The 17,533-nt window shown below is 35.3% G+C and carries 19 protein-coding genes; 3 read left to right on the top strand and 16 right to left on the bottom strand.

Annotation, left to right across the window (positions count from 1 at the left end):
* Window positions 1-212: 212 nt before the first annotated feature.
* Both GV828_RS08905 and GV828_RS08900 read right to left on the bottom strand, forming a co-directional pair.
* Window positions 213-1,403, bottom strand: a complete 1,191-nt coding sequence (locus GV828_RS08905; RefSeq protein ID WP_166537136.1) for a pyridoxal phosphate-dependent aminotransferase — start codon at window positions 1,401-1,403, stop codon at window positions 213-215.
* Between the two features lie 90 nt (window positions 1,404-1,493).
* The gene (locus GV828_RS08900; protein WP_166537135.1) at window positions 1,494-1,922 is read right to left on the bottom strand and encodes a DUF1573 domain-containing protein; all 429 of its coding nucleotides are present in this window, start codon (window positions 1,920-1,922) and stop codon (window positions 1,494-1,496) included.
* A gap of 326 nt (window positions 1,923-2,248) precedes the next feature.
* Between GV828_RS08900 and GV828_RS08895 the strand changes: the two genes are divergently transcribed.
* A complete protein-coding gene (locus GV828_RS08895; protein ID WP_166537189.1) occupies window positions 2,249-4,894 on the top strand; it encodes a valine--tRNA ligase in 2,646 nt (881 codons plus the stop codon).
* Window positions 4,895-4,951: 57 nt separating this feature from the next.
* Here the strand turns inward: GV828_RS08895 and GV828_RS08890 are convergent, their stop codons facing one another.
* From GV828_RS08890 to rsfS, 7 genes are all read right to left on the bottom strand, one after another.
* Complete coding sequence (locus GV828_RS08890) at window positions 4,952-5,740, bottom strand: superoxide dismutase (RefSeq protein WP_166537134.1); 789 nt, start codon at window positions 5,738-5,740, stop codon at window positions 4,952-4,954.
* Window positions 5,741-5,744: 4 nt separating this feature from the next.
* Complete coding sequence (locus GV828_RS08885) at window positions 5,745-6,011, bottom strand: acyl-CoA-binding protein (protein WP_166537133.1); 267 nt, start codon at window positions 6,009-6,011, stop codon at window positions 5,745-5,747.
* Window positions 6,011-6,667: a phosphatidylserine decarboxylase family protein gene (locus GV828_RS08880; protein ID WP_166537132.1), complete on the bottom strand. Its 657-nt coding sequence runs from the start codon at window positions 6,665-6,667 to the stop codon at window positions 6,011-6,013. The genes GV828_RS08885 and GV828_RS08880 overlap by 1 nt, the downstream gene beginning before the upstream one ends.
* Window positions 6,660-7,463, bottom strand: coding sequence for a phosphatidate cytidylyltransferase (locus GV828_RS08875; RefSeq protein WP_166537131.1), 804 nt, complete (start codon window positions 7,461-7,463; stop codon window positions 6,660-6,662). The genes GV828_RS08880 and GV828_RS08875 overlap by 8 nt, the downstream gene beginning before the upstream one ends.
* 1 nt (window position 7,464) lies before the next feature.
* Entirely contained in the window at window positions 7,465-8,064 is a 600-nt protein-coding gene (locus GV828_RS08870) for an LUD domain-containing protein (protein ID WP_166537130.1), read from the bottom strand.
* Between the two features lie 117 nt (window positions 8,065-8,181).
* Entirely contained in the window at window positions 8,182-10,128 is a 1,947-nt protein-coding gene (ftsH, locus tag GV828_RS08865) for an ATP-dependent zinc metalloprotease FtsH (RefSeq protein WP_166537129.1), read from the bottom strand.
* Between the two features lie 14 nt (window positions 10,129-10,142).
* Window positions 10,143-10,514, bottom strand: coding sequence for a ribosome silencing factor (gene rsfS / locus GV828_RS08860; RefSeq protein ID WP_166537128.1), 372 nt, complete (start codon window positions 10,512-10,514; stop codon window positions 10,143-10,145).
* A gap of 90 nt (window positions 10,515-10,604) precedes the next feature.
* Between rsfS and GV828_RS08855 the strand changes: the two genes are divergently transcribed.
* Window positions 10,605-11,336 carry a biotin--[acetyl-CoA-carboxylase] ligase gene (locus GV828_RS08855; RefSeq protein ID WP_166537127.1) on the top strand — a complete coding sequence of 244 codons (732 nt, stop codon included), beginning with the start codon at window positions 10,605-10,607 and terminating at the stop codon, window positions 11,334-11,336.
* Here the strand turns inward: GV828_RS08855 and GV828_RS08850 are convergent.
* The 5 genes from GV828_RS08850 to pyrE all read right to left on the bottom strand — a co-directional run bounded on the left by GV828_RS08850 (window position 11,333) and on the right by pyrE (window position 15,826).
* On the bottom strand, window positions 11,333-13,588 hold the full coding sequence (locus GV828_RS08850; RefSeq protein ID WP_166537126.1) for an ATP-binding protein: 2,256 nt from the start codon (window positions 13,586-13,588) through the stop codon (window positions 11,333-11,335). The two genes, GV828_RS08855 and GV828_RS08850, sit on opposite strands and share 4 nt — an antisense overlap.
* A gap of 6 nt (window positions 13,589-13,594) precedes the next feature.
* Window positions 13,595-14,197 carry a biliverdin-producing heme oxygenase gene (locus tag GV828_RS08845; protein ID WP_166537125.1) on the bottom strand — a complete coding sequence of 201 codons (603 nt, stop codon included), beginning with the start codon at window positions 14,195-14,197 and terminating at the stop codon, window positions 13,595-13,597.
* An 8-nt stretch (window positions 14,198-14,205) separates the two neighbouring features.
* Entirely contained in the window at window positions 14,206-14,640 is a 435-nt protein-coding gene (locus GV828_RS08840) for a response regulator (protein ID WP_166537124.1), read from the bottom strand.
* Between the two features lie 130 nt (window positions 14,641-14,770).
* Window positions 14,771-15,163, bottom strand: a complete 393-nt coding sequence (locus GV828_RS08835) for an SRPBCC family protein (RefSeq protein WP_166537123.1) — start codon at window positions 15,161-15,163, stop codon at window positions 14,771-14,773.
* 9 nt (window positions 15,164-15,172) lie between these two features.
* The gene (pyrE, locus tag GV828_RS08830) at window positions 15,173-15,826 is read right to left on the bottom strand and encodes an orotate phosphoribosyltransferase (protein ID WP_166537122.1); all 654 of its coding nucleotides are present in this window, start codon (window positions 15,824-15,826) and stop codon (window positions 15,173-15,175) included.
* 7 nt (window positions 15,827-15,833) lie between these two features.
* On the opposite strand from pyrE, the gene GV828_RS08825 reads away from it, so the two are divergent.
* Window positions 15,834-16,424, top strand: coding sequence for an NUDIX hydrolase (locus tag GV828_RS08825; RefSeq protein ID WP_166537121.1), 591 nt, complete (start codon window positions 15,834-15,836; stop codon window positions 16,422-16,424).
* 52 nt (window positions 16,425-16,476) lie between these two features.
* Here the strand turns inward: GV828_RS08825 and GV828_RS08820 are convergent, their stop codons facing one another.
* Together GV828_RS08820 and coaD are read right to left on the bottom strand one after the other, a co-directional pair.
* The gene (locus GV828_RS08820) at window positions 16,477-17,043 is read right to left on the bottom strand and encodes a PhnA domain-containing protein (RefSeq protein WP_166537120.1); all 567 of its coding nucleotides are present in this window, start codon (window positions 17,041-17,043) and stop codon (window positions 16,477-16,479) included.
* A 24-nt stretch (window positions 17,044-17,067) separates the two neighbouring features.
* Complete coding sequence (gene coaD, locus GV828_RS08815) at window positions 17,068-17,529, bottom strand: pantetheine-phosphate adenylyltransferase (protein ID WP_166537119.1); 462 nt, start codon at window positions 17,527-17,529, stop codon at window positions 17,068-17,070.
* Window positions 17,530-17,533: the final 4 nt, after the last annotated feature.

Raw genomic sequence — 17,533 nt, 5'->3', positions numbered from 1 at the left:
CGTTTTTTTGAGAAAGTTTAAAAGAAACCTAAAGTGTTTTTTTTTAGCCCTGATGCTCGCAAATATCCTTTTTTAAAATCCCGACACTTCGGGCGATTTTAAAAAAGATATGGCGAAGCAGCAGGAACCTGAGGTTTAAAAAATACCTAAGGTGTTGCTCCACAATAAAAAAAAAACGCCTCCGATGTGGAAACGTTTAGTGTGATTTTATTTTAGTTAGGATAAACCGCAAGTGCTTGTTTGAGAATGTCAACCGATTTGATAAGGTCTTCTTTTTTCAAAACGTAGGCGATGCGAACTTCGTTTTGGCCAACGCCTGGAGTGGAATAAAATCCGGCGGCTGGAGCTACCATCACGGTTTCGCCATTAAGGTCGTAAGATTCTAGTAACCATTGGGCAAAATCGTCGGCATTACGAACGGGAAGTTGAGCGATGCAATAAAAAGCGCCTTTTGGGATAGCGACTTTTACGCCCGGAATTTCAATTAATTTTTTAATCAAAATATCTCTGCGTTCTTTGTATTCATCAATCACGGCATCAAAATAACTTTGTGGTGTTTCGAGAGCAGCTTCGCTGGCAATTTGCGCATAAGTTGGTGGACTCAAACGGGCTTGGGCAAATTTCATTGCGGTAGCCATCACTTCAGCATTTTTAGAAACAATGCAGCCAATTCTTGCGCCACACATACTGTAACGTTTAGAAACCGAATCAATCATAATGGCATGTTGCTCAATTCCATGAACGTTCATAATGGAGAAATGTTCTTCACCGTCGTAAACAAATTCGCGATACACTTCATCTGCAATTAAAAATAAATCGTGTCTTTTGACGATGTCTGCCAATTGTGCAATTTCGTCTTTAGAGTATAAATATCCCGTTGGGTTTCCAGGATTACAAATCAAAATTGCTTTGGTTTTTGGTGTAATTAATTTTTCAAATGCCGAAATAGGTGGCAAGGCAAAACCGTCTTCAATGGTAGAAATTACTGGTACTACTTTCACGCCCGAAGCGGTTGAAAATCCGTTATAATTGGCATAAAACGGTTCCGGGATAATAATTTCATCGCCTTCATCCATCGTGCTTCCCATGGCAAAAAGCAATGCTTCTGAACCTCCGGTTGTGATAATAATATCTTTACTTTCTATTGGTAAATGCTGTTTTTGGTAGTAAGTCGCTAATTTATTTCTGTAACTTTCAAAACCCGCACTATGGCTGTATTCTAACACTTGCAAATCGGCGTTTTTTACCGCTTGCAAAGCCACTTCCGGCGTTTTAATATCCGGTTGGCCAATATTCAAATGATACACTTTGTGTCCTTTTCTCTTAGCAATTTCAGAATAAGGAACTAACTTTCGAATAGGAGATTCGGGCATATTTTGCCCCTTTTGCGAAACTTTAGGCATGATGGTTTGTTTTATTGCAAATTTGCGGTTTTTTTTCTACAAAATTTCAAAATATAAGCATAAAAAAACCGGCAAATTTGCCGGTTTTAATTATAAGGTATTCGGTAAAGATTTTTTCTTTTCTAACAAATTTACTTCCTCTTTCACCACCACATTCCCGGTAATTTTCAGCAACACAACGCCATCAGTTTTATTTACAGCGTTACTCATTACCGTTATCGTTTTATTAATCGTTCCTGGATTCATATTATATTTCACCTCAATTTGCCCGGTTTTTCCAGGTTCAACCGGTTCAGTAGGTCGTTTCGGAACCGTACAACCACAGCTCGATTTCACATCGCTAATCACCAATGGAGCATCGCCCACATTTGTAAATTCAAAAATTCTAACGCCCGAATCATCTCTCGAAACCGTCCCGTAATCAATAATTTCTTGCTTAAATTCAATTTTCGGACCCGTTTGCGCAATTGCCGAAATACCAAAAACAGCAAACGCAATTAATGTAAAAAGTTGTTTCATTTTGTTTAAAATCAATAAAATAATGGTAAAAATAAATCCTTTCGCCACAATTTGCAAATAAATAAAATCTAAATTTTCATTACTGCGGTTTGTTGACTATTTTTGCCTAAATCCGAAAGGTTTTTGTTGGAGCGAAACATCAGTTAGTTTCAGTCAGCCATATTCCCGCTTTTCGCTGCAATCTTTTATCAATTCCCTCGGTTGTAACCCGAGATAATTGATAAAAGGATTTCCGCTTCAATCGGGGCTAAATGAAAAACTTTAGGCATTTTTGTAATCTTTCGGCTTTTGCCAAAACAATAAAAACTAACAACGAACAAAAGATAATGACGATTCCTGCGCAATTTGAAGCCAAATCTGTAGAAAAAAAATGGTACGATTACTGGATGAAAAACAATTATTTTCACTCCGAACCAGATCATAGAAAACCATACACCATCACCATTCCACCGCCAAACGTGACCGGAGTTTTGCACATGGGACATATGCTCAACAATACCATCCAAGATGTGTTAATTCGTCGTGCACGATTAAAAGGGTTCAATGCTTGTTGGGTTCCCGGAACTGATCACGCTTCAATTGCAACTGAGGCAAAAGTCGTGGCAAAATTAAAAGCGGAAGGCATTAACAAAAATGACCTTTCTCGTGAAGAATTTTTAAAGCACGCTTGGGAATGGACCGACAAATACGGAGGGACAATACTAGAACAACTCAAGCAATTAGGCTGTTCTTGTGATTGGGAACGTACAAAATTTACTATGGATCCTGACATGTCAGCTTCCGTGATAAAATCTTTCGTGGATTTATACAACAAAGGCATGATTTACCGTGGTTACCGAATGGTAAACTGGGATCCCGAAGCCAAAACCACACTGTCTGACGAAGAAGTAATTTTCGAAGAAAGACAGGGAAAATTGTATTTCATCAACTATAAAATTGAAGGAACCGAAGATTTTTTAACTGTTGCCACAACGCGTCCGGAAACCATTTTTGGCGATACCGCTATTTGTATCAACCCAAATGACGAACGTTTTTCGCATTTAAAAGGTAAAAAAGCGATTGTGCCCATTGCCAACAGAAGCATTCCAATTATCGAAGACGATTACGTAGATGTAGAGTTTGGGACAGGTTGCCTAAAAGTTACACCAGCTCACGACATGAACGATAAAACTTTGGGCGACAAACACAACTTAGAAGTTATTGATATTTTTAATGAAGATGCCACGCTAAATTCTTTTGGATTACATTACCAAGGGAAAGACCGTTTTGTGGTTCGTGAGGAAATTGCCAAAGAACTTGAATCTAATGGAAGTTTGGCAAAAACCGAAACGCATTTGAACAAAGTGGGAACTTCAGAACGAACAAAATGTGTAATTGAGCCTCGCTTGTCAGACCAATGGTTCCTAAAAATGGAGGAATTGGTAAAACCTGCCATCAAAGCCGTTTTGGAAACCGAAGAAATTAAATTGTACCCAAAACGTTTTGACAATACTTACCGTCATTGGTTAGAAAATATTCGGGATTGGAATATTTCGCGCCAACTTTGGTGGGGTCAGCAAATTCCGGCATATTATTATAGTTCCGAAGGTTCGGGAGCAAAAGAGGATTTTGTGGTAGCCGAAAATATTGAAGATGCTTTAGAATTGGCAAAAATTAAAACGGGCAATTCAAACCTGACAACTGCCGACTTGAAGCAAGATGTCGATGCTTTAGATACGTGGTTTTCATCATGGCTTTGGCCAATGGCGGTTTTCGGAGGAATTTTAAATCCTGAAAACGAGGATTTTAAATATTATTATCCCACAAATGATTTGGTAACCGGTCCGGATATTTTATTTTTTTGGGTGGCGAGAATGATTATCGCGGGTTACGAATATGCGGGCGAAAAACCGTTTTCTAATGTTTATTTGACCGGATTAGTTCGTGATAACCAACGCCGAAAAATGTCGAAATCATTAGGAAATTCGCCAGATCCGTTAGATTTAATTGAAGAATTTGGTGCCGATGGCGTTCGGGTTGGGTTACTGTTAAGTGCATCTGCTGGGAACGATATTTTATTTGACAAAGAATTGTGCCGTCAAGGGAAATCTTTCACCAATAAAATTTGGAATGCGTTCCGATTGATAAAAGGTTGGGAGGTAAGCGATACAATCGAACAACCTAATTACGCCAAAATTTCAGTAGAATGGTACGAAGCAAAATTGCAAAAAACTTTAGCCGAAATCGAAGATAATTTTGAAAAATACAGAATTTCTGACGCATTGATGGCAATTTATAAATTGGTTTGGGATGATTTCTGTTCGTGGTTTTTGGAAATGATCAAACCGGGATACCAACAGCCAATTGACAGAAAAACATTTGATAAAGTGATTGAAATGTTTGAAAGCAATTTGAAATTATTGCATCCATTTATGCCATTTTTAACAGAAGAAATTTGGCAACATATCGCCGAAAGAACTCCGGACGAAGCCTTGATTATTGCTTCTTGGCCAGAAATTAAATCTTTTGATGAATCCTTAATTAGCGATTTTGATTTTGCTACAGAAGTGATTTCGGGCATTAGAAATATTCGCAAAGAAAAAAATATTCCGTTTAAAGACAACATCGAATTAAAAACCATTAATTCAGAAAACATATCGACGAAATTTGACGATGTGATTATGAAATTAGGCAATGTTTCCGTTGTGAATTATTTAAACGAAAAAATCGACGGAGCGTTAACTTTCCGAGTAAAGTCGAACGAATATTTTATTCCAATCACGGGTTCAATCAACGTTGAGGAGGAAATTAAAAAGTTAAACGAAGAGTTGAAATACAATCAAGGATTTTTGAAATCGGTTCAGGCAAAACTTTCAAATGAGAAATTTGTAAATAACGCTCCGGAAAAAGTTTTGGAAATGGAACGCAAAAAAGAAGCAGACGCTTTGGCAAAAATTGCCACCATCGAACAAAGTTTAGCTGGACTTCAATAAAGATAAAAAGCCATCTCACAATCGGGATGGCTTTTTTCTTGAATAAAAAATTACAAGTTATACTTTTGGAGCGGGTGTTTTTGCGGCTTCGTATTTTTTAGCAACCACATCCCAGTTAACCAATTTGAAAAATGCTTCAATGTAGTCTGGTCGTTTGTTTTGGTATTTCAAATAATAGGCATGTTCCCAAACATCAAGTCCTAAAATAGGCGTTCCCGAAATGGATTGACCTGGCATCAAAGGATTGTCTTGATTAGCGGTACTTCCTACAGCTAATTTTCCGGTTTTATCCACCACAAGCCAAGCCCAACCTGAACCGAATTGTTTACTTGCGGCTTCAGAAATTTGCGTTTTAAAAGCGTCAAACGAGCCAAAATCCTTATTTATAGCTTCCGCTAAAGCGCCACTTGGTTGTCCGCCTTTGTTTGCCGCCATTACTTCCCAGTATAAATTATGATTCCAATAACCTCCAGCATTATTACGAACGGCTTTGTTTTCTAAATCTAATTTGCCTAAAATATCTTCAATAGTTTGTTTTTCAAGTTCAGTTCCAGCGATGGCTTTGTTTAAATTATTTACATATCCCACGTGGTGTTTTGAATAATGCACTTCAACTGTTTTGGCATCAATATGTGGTTCCAAAGCGTCATATTTATAAGGAAGTTTCATCATTTGAAATGTTCCAGGATCTGCCGCAACATCTTCAGGATTTCCCATTTCAGTTGAAGTTTCTTGTCTGCTTTCAGGGGATGGAACTTCCACTTCTTCTAATTGTTTTTCTTTTCCGCAAGACGTTAAAAGCATTGTGAAAATCATTCCTGACAACAATAATTTTGTTCTTTTCATAATTTTATTTTTTAATTAGTGACTGTATTGTTTCAATATAAAGTTCTTTCGCTTCCGCAGAAGTTAAATGACTGATTTGCATCCAAGCATTAATTTTAAAGGCATCGCGTAAATCATGTCCGGAATAATTGGCGTGCATGGCATTTCCTTGTGTGGCTTGTTTATAATACGCATAAATTCTTAACATCACATCTTGCGGTAACGCTTCTGTCATGTTTGAGGCGATTTCATATGCTTCCGCAAAACGGATTTCTAAATCTTTTTCGCTCATTATTTTTTGGCGATTACAGTAATTCCTCCTTTGGCTTTTTGGTTCAATTTTACATCTACAACAGTTCCTAACGGCAAATATAAATCTACACGTGAACCAAATTTAATAAATCCGGCATCTTCACCTTGAATTACTCGAGTTCCTTCTTTGGCATAATTTACAATTCTTCGGGCAAGTGCTCCAGCAATTTGGCGATACATAACTTCTCCAAAAACTTCATTTTCAATCACAACCGTTGTGCGTTCATTTTCTTCACTTGCTTTGGGATGCCAAGCTACCAAATATTTTCCGGGATGATATTTGCTATATTTCACAATTCCGTTCATGGCATATCGAGTAACGTGGACATTGATTGGCGACATAAAAATTGAAACCATTAATCGTTTGTCTTTAAAATATTCCGGCTCAAAAACTTCTTCGATCACCACAACTTTTCCGTCAACAGGAGCAATGATTTGTTTATCAGATATTTGCGTGTTTCGATTTGGATTTCTGAAGAACTGTAATACTAAGATAAGAAAAACTAACGAAACAATTTGCACCGACATGATTGCGGCTCTGTTAATTAAAAGTGAATCTGCTGCTAAAATAATGGCAACCACGATAGCACATGCAATCATGATGATTTTTGAGCCTTCTTTATGAAATTTAAGCATAATTTAAAATTTGGTAAAACAAAAAAATGAATGGAGCTACAAATAAAATACTATCTAATCGGTCTAAAATACCGCCGTGTCCCGGCATAATTTTGCCGCTGTCTTTGACTCCTGCTAATCGCTTGAATTTAGACTCTACTAAATCGCCCACGGTTCCCATGATTCCACATAAAATGGCGGTGATTACCCACAAAAATATTTCTTGTTTTAGGTAAAAAATAGCAATTACGACGCCTGCAATCATGGCAAAAATCAATCCTCCGGAGAAACCTTCTATTGTTTTTTTAGGCGAAATCTTCTCAAATAATTTTCTTTTCCCGATGGATTTTCCTACAATGTAAGCAAAAGTATCATTGGTCCAAATCAAGATAAAGATACCAATAATTATTTTTGGATTGTAAACGCCTTCAGAAAAAGGAAGTAAAGTGATGATGATGATCGGAAAAATCAGGTATCCAATGACTAAAACGTATTTTGACAAATGATCAAATCGAATAAGGTTGTTGCTAAAGACAAACCTAAACAATCGCAACGATACGAATAAAGTAACAAAGGCGAGAATTAATTTTTGCGTTCCCGTGATTTCTGGAATTAATGCAAAAAGTGTGTACAATGTTCCTGAAATTAATAGCGGAATTGTTTTTTTGAGGTTGATGAGTACGCAAAATTCAATTACGGCAATGAGCAGAAAAATCCCGAAAAGAATTTTAAAACTTTCTATTGAATAAATCGCTGCACCAATGAGCAACACGATATAAACCAATCCCGATAGACTTCTGGTTAAGGTTTCACGCATCTTAAAGGTCTTCTAAAAGCAACAAATACAAGTTTTTTGCCACGCTTCCGTATTGTAGAAAATCTTCTTCTTTAGCTTTTTCGAAATATTTGATGGTGGTGATATTTGTTGGGTATTCTTTGTCGTAACGTTTTTTTATTTCTCTCAAACCGTCACTTTTTGATGCCAAAATTTGACTTGTGGTAGCGAGAATAATAATGTTTGGCGGTAATTCGTTTGGCTTGTTTTGTTTGATTTGATTTGATGAAAATAATACAGAACCTTCATCAGCAATTAAGTTTTCGCAACTAGCGAACAGAAATTTAGGTTGTTGAGGTTTCGTATAATTTAATTTGTTTTCTTCTAAAAGAGAGAATAATTTTTGTTCAAAACATAATGCTTCGGACTCAAACCAGTCATTTTCTTCTAAAATATGTTCAAAATGATCTTTAACTTCATCAAGATTTTCGCAATAAAGAAATTTACCGCCGTTCTTTTTAAAATTGAGTGTAAATAATTCATCAACAGGAATTACAGCCTCCGGGTTGAAAGGACTCTGCTTTTCATCTCTTTCCTCTTCTGAGGATTCTCCTGTGCCAAAAAGTTTTTTAAAAAGACTCATAAATACGGGTCAAAAATCTGTTTGAATAATTCATTTCAAATCAAAGATAAAAAAATCTTAATTCAAAAAAAGGATTTTGAATTAAGATTTTTAAATGTTGCGGTAAAATAAATTTATTTATTCTTCAAAAATTTCTTCGTGGTGATTGCCAAATGCTCTTTTTCCGAATATTGTTTCCAAATCGTCTTTGAAAATAACTTCTTTTTCTATCAGAATATCAGCAAGTTGGTTTAACTTGTCTTTATTTTCTTCTAAAATATTAATTGCTCTTTGGTATTGACCTTCAATTAAATCAGAAATTTCTTTGTCAATGATTTTTGCGGTATCTTCAGAGTATGGTTTTGAAAAATTATAGTCCGTTTGTCCTGTGGAATCGTAATAAGTGATATTTCCTAATTTTTCATTTAATCCATAAATGGTAACCATTGCTCTTGCTTGTTTGGTTACTTTTTCAAGATCGCTTAAAGCTCCAGTAGAAATTCTATTAAAAGTTACTTTTTCAGCTGCACGACCTCCCATTGTGGCACACATTTCGTCGAGCATTTGGTCAGGTCTTACAATTTGTCTTTCTTCTGGCAAGTACCAGGCGGCTCCTAAACTTTGTCCTCGCGGTACAATTGTAACTTTAACTAATGGAGCGGCATGTTCTAGCATCCAAGAAACTGTAGCGTGTCCGGCTTCATGAATGGCGATGGCACGTTTTTCTTCTGGAGATATGATTTTATTTTTCTTTTCTAAACCACCAATGATTCTATCCACGGCATCAAGAAAATCTTGCTTGTCCACAGCTTTTTTGTCTTTTCTGGCAGCAATAAGTGCCGCTTCATTACAAACATTTGCAATATCAGCTCCAGAGAATCCAGGTGTTTGTTTGGCTAAAAAGCTGGTGTCTAATCCGTCCACTTTTTTCAGCGGACCTAAATGCACTTCAAAAATTTGTTTGCGCTCGCGAATGTCTGGAAGATCTACAAAAATTTGTCTGTCAAAACGTCCGGCTCTCATTAAAGCTTTGTCCAAAACATCCGCACGGTTGGTTGCTGCTAAAACAATTACATTCGTATTAGTTCCAAAACCGTCCATCTCGGTCAAAAGCTGGTTGAGTGTATTTTCACGTTCATCGTTAGACCCCGAAAAATTGTTTTTTCCTCTGGCTCTACCAACGGCGTCAATTTCGTCAATAAAAATAATTGAAGGCGATTTTTCCTTAGCTTGTTTAAATAAATCTCTTACACGAGATGCTCCAACTCCTACAAACATTTCTACGAAATCCGAACCTGAAAGAGAAAAAAATGGCACTTTTGCCTCACCAGCTACGGCTTTCGCCAAAAGGGTTTTTCCGGTTCCAGGAGGTCCAACAAGTAAAGCACCTTTAGGAATTTTTCCTCCTAAATTGGTGTACTTTTCAGGGTTTTTCAAAAACTCCACGATTTCTTGAACTTCTTCTTTTGCGCCTTCTAATCCGGCAACATCTTTAAAAGTAACTTTTACATCGTTTTTTTCGTCAAAAAGTTTTGCTTTTGATTTTCCGATATTGAAAATTTGTCCACCACCTCCAGCGGCACCGCCACCAGACATTCTTCTCATGATGAATAGCCAGATGGCTACAAAAATCAGAATAGGGAGTAGGGTTAAGAAAATTCCGCCCCAATCGCTTTTTGAATTATAATCGAAATCTTTTAATTTTCCTTCAGCTTTTGCGGTTTCTAATTTTTCTTGAAAGGACTTAATGTCGCCCACATCTTCAATTGAATAGTGGGGGCCATTATTTGGATTATCAAAAATGTCATTTTTTACTTTGGCATTTTTTGGGTCTGCTAATCCTTCTTTGTTTAAAAATATTTCCGCTTCTGTACGGTTATAAATTACCACACGATCAATTTGTCCACTTTGAAGTAAAGTGTTAAAGTCTGAGGTTTTTATTTTACTCGCCTCCTCAAGACTCGAACCACCTGTTGCTAAATAATTTAAGGCAAGGAAGAACAAAATGAGTCCGCCGTAAATCCACCACGGGCTAACTTTGTTTTTTTTCGGACTTGGGTTGTTATTATTATTTTCTTTAGCCATTGCTTGTTTGCTATTTAGTATTTGTTCTCAATTGTGGTAATTTTGGCATCTCCCCAAAGACTTTCGATGTTGTAATATTCACGGATATGTTTTTGGAACACATGAACCACAATATTTACATAGTCCATTAAAACCCATTCACCATTTTCCGCTCCTTCGACGTGCCATGGTTTGTCTTTAAGTTCTTTGGAAACTATTTTTTGTACAGAATTTACAATGGAGTTCACTTGTGTATTGGAAGTTCCGTTACAGATTACAAAGTAATCGCATACGGTATTATCTATAGCGCGTAAATCTAATATATCAATGTCATTACCTTTTACTTCTTCAATGCCTTTGATGATGTGTGCTAAAAGCTCATCAGTGCTTATATTTTTTTTTGCCATTTAATTTTTTTATGTTTTCGCAAAGTTATTGTTTTTTGTCTTTATTTTTGAACCTTAACACAAGATTAAAAGCAAAAGAGAAAAAATCAAATGAATATTATCAAACTCGATGCCATTCATTCAACAAATGATTATTTAAAATCATTAGTACAAAAGCAATTTGTCGAAAATTTAACTGTGATAACAGCGGAACATCAGTTTAATGGACGAGGACAAATGGGGTCTCAATGGCTGGTAGAACAGGGTAAAAACTTAACTTTTAGTGTATTAGTAAAAGATTTGTTGTTAGATATTAATGCAATTTTTCATCTTAACGTGGCAGTTGCTGTGAGTATTATCGAAACTTTATCGATACTTAAAATAGACAATCTAGCCATAAAATGGCCAAACGACATTTTGGCAGGGAATAAAAAAGTTGGCGGAATTCTTATTGAAAACATGATTAGGAATGGCGGCGAAATTTTTTCGATAGTTGGAATTGGTATCAATGTAAATCAGCAAGATTTTAACCATTTGCCTCAAGCGGGTTCGCTTTTAACTGTTACGGGAGTAGAATTTGATAAAACTAAGTTGATGCTTGAATTGCTTCATAACTTAGGTCGAAATATTTCAAGCGTTATGAACGAGAATACTACTTTAATTTGGAATAAATATCATCAATATTTATATAAGAAAAATATCCCCATGGCTTTTGAAACTCTAGATGGCCAAAAGGTTATGGGTATTATTCAAGGGGTAAACAATTTTGGGAAATTAGTTGTACTGCTGGCAGATGATACCATTAAACATTATAATATTAAAGAAATTAAAATGCTTTACTAATATTCCTCCTGTGGAAACGTTAACTTAAATGTAGCTCCCTCATTAACTCTACCTTCTGCTTCAATGGTGCCTTTATGAACCATCATGATTTTTTTGCAGAGTGCTAACCCCACACCAGAACCTTTGTACTCTTCCTGACCATGCAGTCTACTAAATATATTAAAAATAGATTGGGCAAATTTTTGGTCAAAACCTATGCCGGTATCGGTGAATTTTAATGTTACATATTCTTGTTTTCCAATAAAAATTTTTTCACCCGTGATGTGAATTTTTAGGGGTTTGTTTTCTTTTGAATATTTTAGTGAGTTTTGTATCAAGTTAGAAAAAAGCTGTTTAACCAGAAATAGTATTCCAATAGATTTAGGCAATTCGTCAATGACAATTTCAGCGTTTTTTTCTTCGATTTGATCACTCAAATCTTTTACTATTTCGTTTAAAATTTCATTCAAATTTAACACTTCGAAAGACTGGTCGATGTGCTGAATTCGGGTGTACTTTAGTATATCTATTAAAAGCGTTTGCATTCTATTGGCGGAATTGTTCATTCTTGTCACGGAGTTAATGACAACTTCAGAAAATTTTTCGTCATCTCTCCCAAGTAATCGTGACGAAATCATTTGAATTTTTCTAAGCGGTTCCTGTAAATCGTGGGTACTAATCCAGTTTATATTTTCTAGTTCGGAGTTTGTTTCCTTAAGAATTTCGTTCAGTTTACGGTAACGTTCTTCTTCTTGTGTAACGACTACTAGATGGATTTGTTTTTGCAAAGAATGAACGTAACTTTTGGCAGCATTAATTTCGGGTTGTAACCATATTTTACTTTTATTTTTTACAATTTCTTTCCATAATTGAAATGAATTTCGAGGCGAAAGTCCCTTTTGATCTTTTATAATGGCTTTTGTAGGATCTCCAGCCCAGTTTACTTCGGAAATGGTTTCGGGTCTAAACCACATTATGCAATCAGTACTTTCAATACTTAAAGATTGATAAATGATTCCCGAGGCTTCCGGAATATACGACAAATTTTCGGGGAGAAGTTCGCTTAAATTATTGGTGATTAATAAGGTGTTTTTAGTATATTTAGTCAGCCAATTTGCTAAATCCGAAATGGTTTCTTTAGAAGGAGTTTTACCGTTTAAATATACTTTTTTTCGGAAAAAAATTGCCGCCCCCGAAGCGTTGCAAATTTCCAGTAGTTCTGGCTTTTCCACTATTTCTCTGAATGAATTTTCTGTTCCAGGGAAGTTGTAGGCATTTAATTTTTCGACCGCCATTATCGATTTTCGAGCTAAATCGTACTCTTCATTTGATTGCCTAATATCAATTTGTGAAGTGATAAAATGACCTTGTAATTGTGCAGCCAATCGTACATCTGGCGAAATATTTTTTTGGCTATAATGATGGCAAGCAATTAAGCCCCATAATTTTTTTTTGTAAATCAAAGAAATGGTAAGTGTGGCACCAACTCCCATATTTTGTAAATATTGAACATGGATAGGTGAGGTGCTTCGTAAAATGGATAAACTCAAGTCTAGATTTTTGTCATGGTTTCCGTCATCTGCCGTAAAAATAGGAACGGGCTGGTAATGAATGTCGGTAATTAAACGCAACAAATTTTTTAAGTATAATTCCCGGGCTTGTACCGGAATATCTGTATGAGGATAATGTAATCCTAAAAAGGGCTCAAGATCTTCACGAACGCTTTCGGCATAAACTTCGCCGTTATAATCCTTGTCAAAACGATAAATCATTACACGGTCATAGCCGGTGATTTCTCTTGTTCCATTTGCCACTTGTTGACATAATTCTTGTAATGACGCGGTATCATTCATGTAAGATAAAAATCGAGCCGTTTGGTCATAAACATCCGTTTGAATCTTAATTTCGAGTTCTGGTTCTGCTTCTATAATGATTTGATTACCAGAAATATGAACAGTACAAAGGAATTTTTTTTCTTTGATATTTAACTTTAATAACTTTGCAGAATGCGACAGATTTTCGGTTAGATATTCTATAACAGATTGTAACGCAATGGTTCCGAAAATATCTGAGAATCGATTACCTAACACCGTTTTGACGTTTGTATCGAGAAACTTATCGATATTTTCGCTGCAAAAGTCGATGGTATGATGTTCTTGATGAATTGCAATTAAAAATCCATGGGGTTGGATGCTTCCGGGAATATGAATGGGCTCGAATTCGCAATTTTTAAGGTTAACGATTTCGCGGTTAACTATATCTCTAATTTTCATAAAAACTTAGGCAAATTCAGGCTTGTTTAAATGTTGTGCAATTTTTTTAAATGCAAAATCGGCACCTTCTATTATGGTTATTTCCGCATTATTTTCCGCTTCAAAACTAGTGAGATTAGCTAAAAAGTTTTTCCAGAAATTTCCGGTTTTGTTACCATACCCAGAAAAATAAGACGCGCCTTTATTTTCGTCTAAATTTAATTTTTCGGAAATATTTTTTAAAATAAATCTTCCACCAAGGGTTGAACCTTCTAAAACATACATGATTCCCATGGCAAAACCAACTGAGGTATTGGCATCAATGTTAAAGGAAAAGTTTCTTGAATTTCGAGATTGATTAATTTGATTCAAATCATTTTCAATAGCTGAAGATTTTTTGCGAAGCTCAAGATTATCAACTTCGTTTTTAATCAACGGAAAAACTTCGCTTTCCAGAGCAAGTGTTACGTCTAGCATTAAATTGAGGTACAAACTGTAAGATTTTATATCAATTTCCGGGCTAAGTATAGATTTGGAAACTGGTAAAGATTCTAAGAACAAGTGGGATTCTTTGGTTGTTTCTCGAAGGTTGTCTAAAAATGTAAGGGATGTGGTGGTGTCAACGTCCATAAATTATTTTAAGCTAAATATACAAAATTCTCTTTTGTTGGAATATAAGTTTCCCAATTTATATTAAGGGCAAACTGGATTGTTTTTGTTAACAAATTAAAATCATTGGGTTTTTTAACGTAAAAGCTAGCGCCCAAATTTCGGCTTTGGTTAATAGTTTCTTCGTCACCAGATGTTGAAAAAATCACAATTGGAAGTTTTTTAAATTTTCCAATAGAACGTATTTTTTCTAATGTTTGTAAACCATTTAGTCCGGGCATATTTAAATCTAAAAACACCACGTGCGGGTTAGGTGGTGGATTTTCTAAATCGTTGAGTAACTGATTTCCACTATTTTGTGTAACCAATTCTATTTTTTCTTTGATACCATCAATGGCTTCAGAGAAAAATTCTTGATCCTCTAAGTCATCGTCAGTGTAGAATATGGTAAACTCATTTTTCATTATAAAACATCTTGGTAGTAAACTAACAAATTTAGCAAATAAAAATTTAGTAAAGGTTAATATTTTAATAATCCAATACAAAAGCCTTTCTCGTTAAGGAAAGGCTTTTCTAATTAACTTGAATTTTTTTTTATAGCTTATGCATATTTGAAACTAAGGTTTCAATAAATTTACTAATGGGACCTTTTACCATCATTGCCATCATGGCATTGAATTCGCCTTCAAAAAAAAGTTGCACATCACTCGATTCATCGTCCGTTGGGGTTATATTTCCAGTTAATGTAAATGGAACTTTATCACTTGCAGCACCTAAAACGATTTGGGTAAATTCGGTTTGAGCTTTCTTTTTAAGTTTAATTTCGGGCATTCCTTTTAAACCAAAAATAAAAGATTCACTATCAGTAACTTCAAATTTTGCAATATTTTCGGGCATTAATTTTTCAAAGTTTCGAACATCGTTTAATTGTTCAAAAATATATTGAGCAGGTTTTTTGAGGCTAACTTTTGCGCTTTGTAAATTCATAATTTAATTTTATAAAGTAGTTTCAGCATTCCACTCTGCCGGATTTTGGCTCCATGAAGCCAATGTTTGTTGTTCTTTTTCGGTAATGTAGTTTTTGGCGACAGCAAGAGTAAGCAGATTTTCATAATTGCTTAAAGTGTACAATTCCACATTTGCTTTTTTAAAATTTTCGATAGAAATTTCAAAACCGTAAGTAAAAATTGCGACCATTCCTTTTACTTTTGCACCTGCTTGCTTTAAAGCTTCCACGGCTTGTAAACTACTGTTTCCGGTAGAAATTAAATCTTCAACTACCACCACATTTTGACCTTTTTGCAAAAATCCTTCAATTTGATTTTGCCGCCCGTGTTTTTTGGGTTCTGGTCTAACATACACAAATGGTAAACCTAAATATTCGGCAACCAACATCCCAATACCAATAGCTCCTGTGGCTACTCCAGCAATTACATCAGGTTTGCCAAATTGTTTTTCTATATTTTTGGCAAATTCTTCTCTAATGTAATTTCTGATAGGTGGAAAAGACAAAGTAACTCTGTTATCGCAATATATTGGCGATTTCCATCCCGAAGCCCATGTAAAAGGATTTTTAGGATTCAATTTAATTGCATTTATTTGTAAAAGCAATTCGGCAGTTTTCTGTGCGGTGTCTTTATTAAAAATCATAGTACAAATGTATAAAGTTTTTGTCAACGATAAACCACTTTTTTTAACCAATCAAATCATTAAAGAAACCGATTTTCAGTTTTTTTTATTGGAAAGTGTAGATATTCACCAGTTTATTGTGAATATGTTTCAAGATAAAATTAAAAAAGCTTATTTGTATCATCCTGATGAAAAGGAAATTATGAAAAAGCTTAAAGAAAAAATTCCGGTAAATAAAGCGGGTGGCGGATTGGTTTACAATACCGAAGGAAAAATTTTGTTTATTTATCGCAACGGAAAATGGGATTTGCCCAAAGGCGGAATTGAAAAAAACGAATCTATTGAAGACACGGCTATTCGCGAAGTGGAGGAGGAAACTGGAGTGGCAGGATTAACAATTACCGAGAAATTATTGAAAACTTATCACATTTTTTTCAGAAATGGAAAATACCGATTAAAAGTAACGCATTGGTTTCAAATGAAAACTGACTTTGTAGGAACGCCTTTGCCTCAAGCCGAAGAAGGAATTGAAAAAGTAGCATGGCTTTCACCAGAAGAAATTCCGGCGGCGCTTAAAAATTCTTACGAAAATATTAAGTTGTTGTTTGAGAAAGTTTAAAGTCGAAAGTTTAAACCTTAATCTTTATACCTTAATCTTTAAACCTTAACTTTTAGACCTTTTTTACGTATTGCGTAATAATCACAATCTGTTGTCCGTCAACTTTTCCTTCGATATATTCTGCATTTTCGTGGTCAAGGCGAATATTTCTCACTGCGGTTCCTTGTTTGGCAATCATACTTGAACCTTTTACCTTTAAATCTTTGATTAAAACTACTGAATCTCCGGTCTGTAAAGTCACGCCATTACAATCTTTGTGGATAATTTTATTTTCGTCATCTTCACCTTCACCTGTTGCTTTTGCCCAATTTAAATCGTCTTCTTCGAGATACATTTGGTCTAGCAATTCATGTTTTTGAAGACAGCTTAATATTCGCCAAGAAATAATTTGTACTGGTAGATGTTCGCTCCACATACTGTCACTTAAACTTCGCCAAGAATTTTCATCCATTGTTTCAGGATTTTCAATTTGGTCAATTAAATTTTGGTTTAACAAAACATGGTCTTGCAAATCATTGGTTCTTGACGGAAGTACAGCAAAAACTTTCAAGTTTTCGGTTTCCCCCGAGATTTCGCATTTGCCACCACTTCGCGACAATAAATTTTTTTCTAAGCTCATGATATTTAAGTAATTTTTTTGGAATTATTTTTCTAATCTAACCGATTGTGGAACTAATAATTTATAGTCGCCATTGTTGCGAATCACATCTCTCACGATGCTCGAACTGATAAACGAAGTTTCGGCTGCGGTTAAGAGAAAAATGGTTTCGATGTTAGACAAAGTTCTGTTGGTGTGGGCAATTGCTTTTTCAAATTCAAAATCTGCGGGATTTCGCAAACCTCGAAGAATATATTTTGCATTTCTTTTTTTGCAAAAATCAATCGTCAAACCTTCATAAGTAGTGACTTCAATGGTAGGTTCATCGGCAAAAGCATTTTCGATAAATTTTTTTCTTTCGTCTAAAGAAAACATGTATTTTTTTTCGGCATTAACACCAATCGCCACAATGATTTTGTTAAAAAGCGGAATACTTCGCTTAATAATATCAAAATGACCTAAAGTAATCGGGTCGAACGATCCCGGAAATACAGCTATTTTTTCCATAAAT

This window comes from Flavobacterium ichthyis, assembly GCF_009915155.1.
In the GTDB taxonomy this organism is placed as follows: Bacteria; Bacteroidota; Bacteroidia; order Flavobacteriales; family Flavobacteriaceae; genus Flavobacterium; species Flavobacterium ichthyis.
The sequence above is the reverse complement of the archived record's forward strand: the minus strand, read 5'-3'. Positions and strand labels throughout refer to the sequence as shown.

Excerpts from the sequence above, each read along its gene's own strand:
- GV828_RS08820 (WP_166537120.1), bottom strand. The coding sequence starts at position 17,043 with ATGAGCTTAGAAAAAAATTTATTGTCGCGAAGTGGTGGCAAATGCGAA.
- pyrE (WP_166537122.1), bottom strand. The coding sequence starts at position 15,826 with ATGATTTTTAATAAAGACACCGCACAGAAAACTGCCGAATTGCTTTTA.
- GV828_RS08880 (WP_166537132.1), bottom strand. The coding sequence starts at position 6,667 with ATGCTTAAATTTCATAAAGAAGGCTCAAAAATCATCATGATTGCATGT.
- GV828_RS08850 (WP_166537126.1), bottom strand. The coding sequence starts at position 13,588 with ATGAAAATTAGAGATATAGTTAACCGCGAAATCGTTAACCTTAAAAAT.
- GV828_RS08900 (WP_166537135.1), bottom strand. The coding sequence starts at position 1,922 with ATGAAACAACTTTTTACATTAATTGCGTTTGCTGTTTTTGGTATTTCG.
- GV828_RS08825 (WP_166537121.1), top strand. The coding sequence starts at position 15,834 with ATGTATAAAGTTTTTGTCAACGATAAACCACTTTTTTTAACCAATCAA.
- GV828_RS08835 (WP_166537123.1), bottom strand. The coding sequence starts at position 15,163 with ATGAATTTACAAAGCGCAAAAGTTAGCCTCAAAAAACCTGCTCAATAT.
- coaD (WP_166537119.1), bottom strand. The coding sequence starts at position 17,529 with ATGGAAAAAATAGCTGTATTTCCGGGATCGTTCGACCCGATTACTTTA.
- GV828_RS08890 (WP_166537134.1), bottom strand. The coding sequence starts at position 5,740 with ATGAAAAGAACAAAATTATTGTTGTCAGGAATGATTTTCACAATGCTT.
- ftsH (WP_166537129.1), bottom strand. The coding sequence starts at position 10,128 with ATGGCTAAAGAAAATAATAATAACAACCCAAGTCCGAAAAAAAACAAA.
- GV828_RS08895 (WP_166537189.1), top strand. The coding sequence starts at position 2,249 with ATGACGATTCCTGCGCAATTTGAAGCCAAATCTGTAGAAAAAAAATGG.
- GV828_RS08840 (WP_166537124.1), bottom strand. The coding sequence starts at position 14,640 with ATGAAAAATGAGTTTACCATATTCTACACTGACGATGACTTAGAGGAT.
- GV828_RS08885 (WP_166537133.1), bottom strand. The coding sequence starts at position 6,011 with ATGAGCGAAAAAGATTTAGAAATCCGTTTTGCGGAAGCATATGAAATC.
- rsfS (WP_166537128.1), bottom strand. The coding sequence starts at position 10,514 with ATGGCAAAAAAAAATATAAGCACTGATGAGCTTTTAGCACACATCATC.
- GV828_RS08870 (WP_166537130.1), bottom strand. The coding sequence starts at position 8,064 with ATGAGTCTTTTTAAAAAACTTTTTGGCACAGGAGAATCCTCAGAAGAG.
- GV828_RS08845 (WP_166537125.1), bottom strand. The coding sequence starts at position 14,197 with ATGGACGTTGACACCACCACATCCCTTACATTTTTAGACAACCTTCGA.
- GV828_RS08905 (WP_166537136.1), bottom strand. The coding sequence starts at position 1,403 with ATGCCTAAAGTTTCGCAAAAGGGGCAAAATATGCCCGAATCTCCTATT.
- GV828_RS08875 (WP_166537131.1), bottom strand. The coding sequence starts at position 7,463 with ATGCGTGAAACCTTAACCAGAAGTCTATCGGGATTGGTTTATATCGTG.
- GV828_RS08855 (WP_166537127.1), top strand. The coding sequence starts at position 10,605 with ATGAATATTATCAAACTCGATGCCATTCATTCAACAAATGATTATTTA.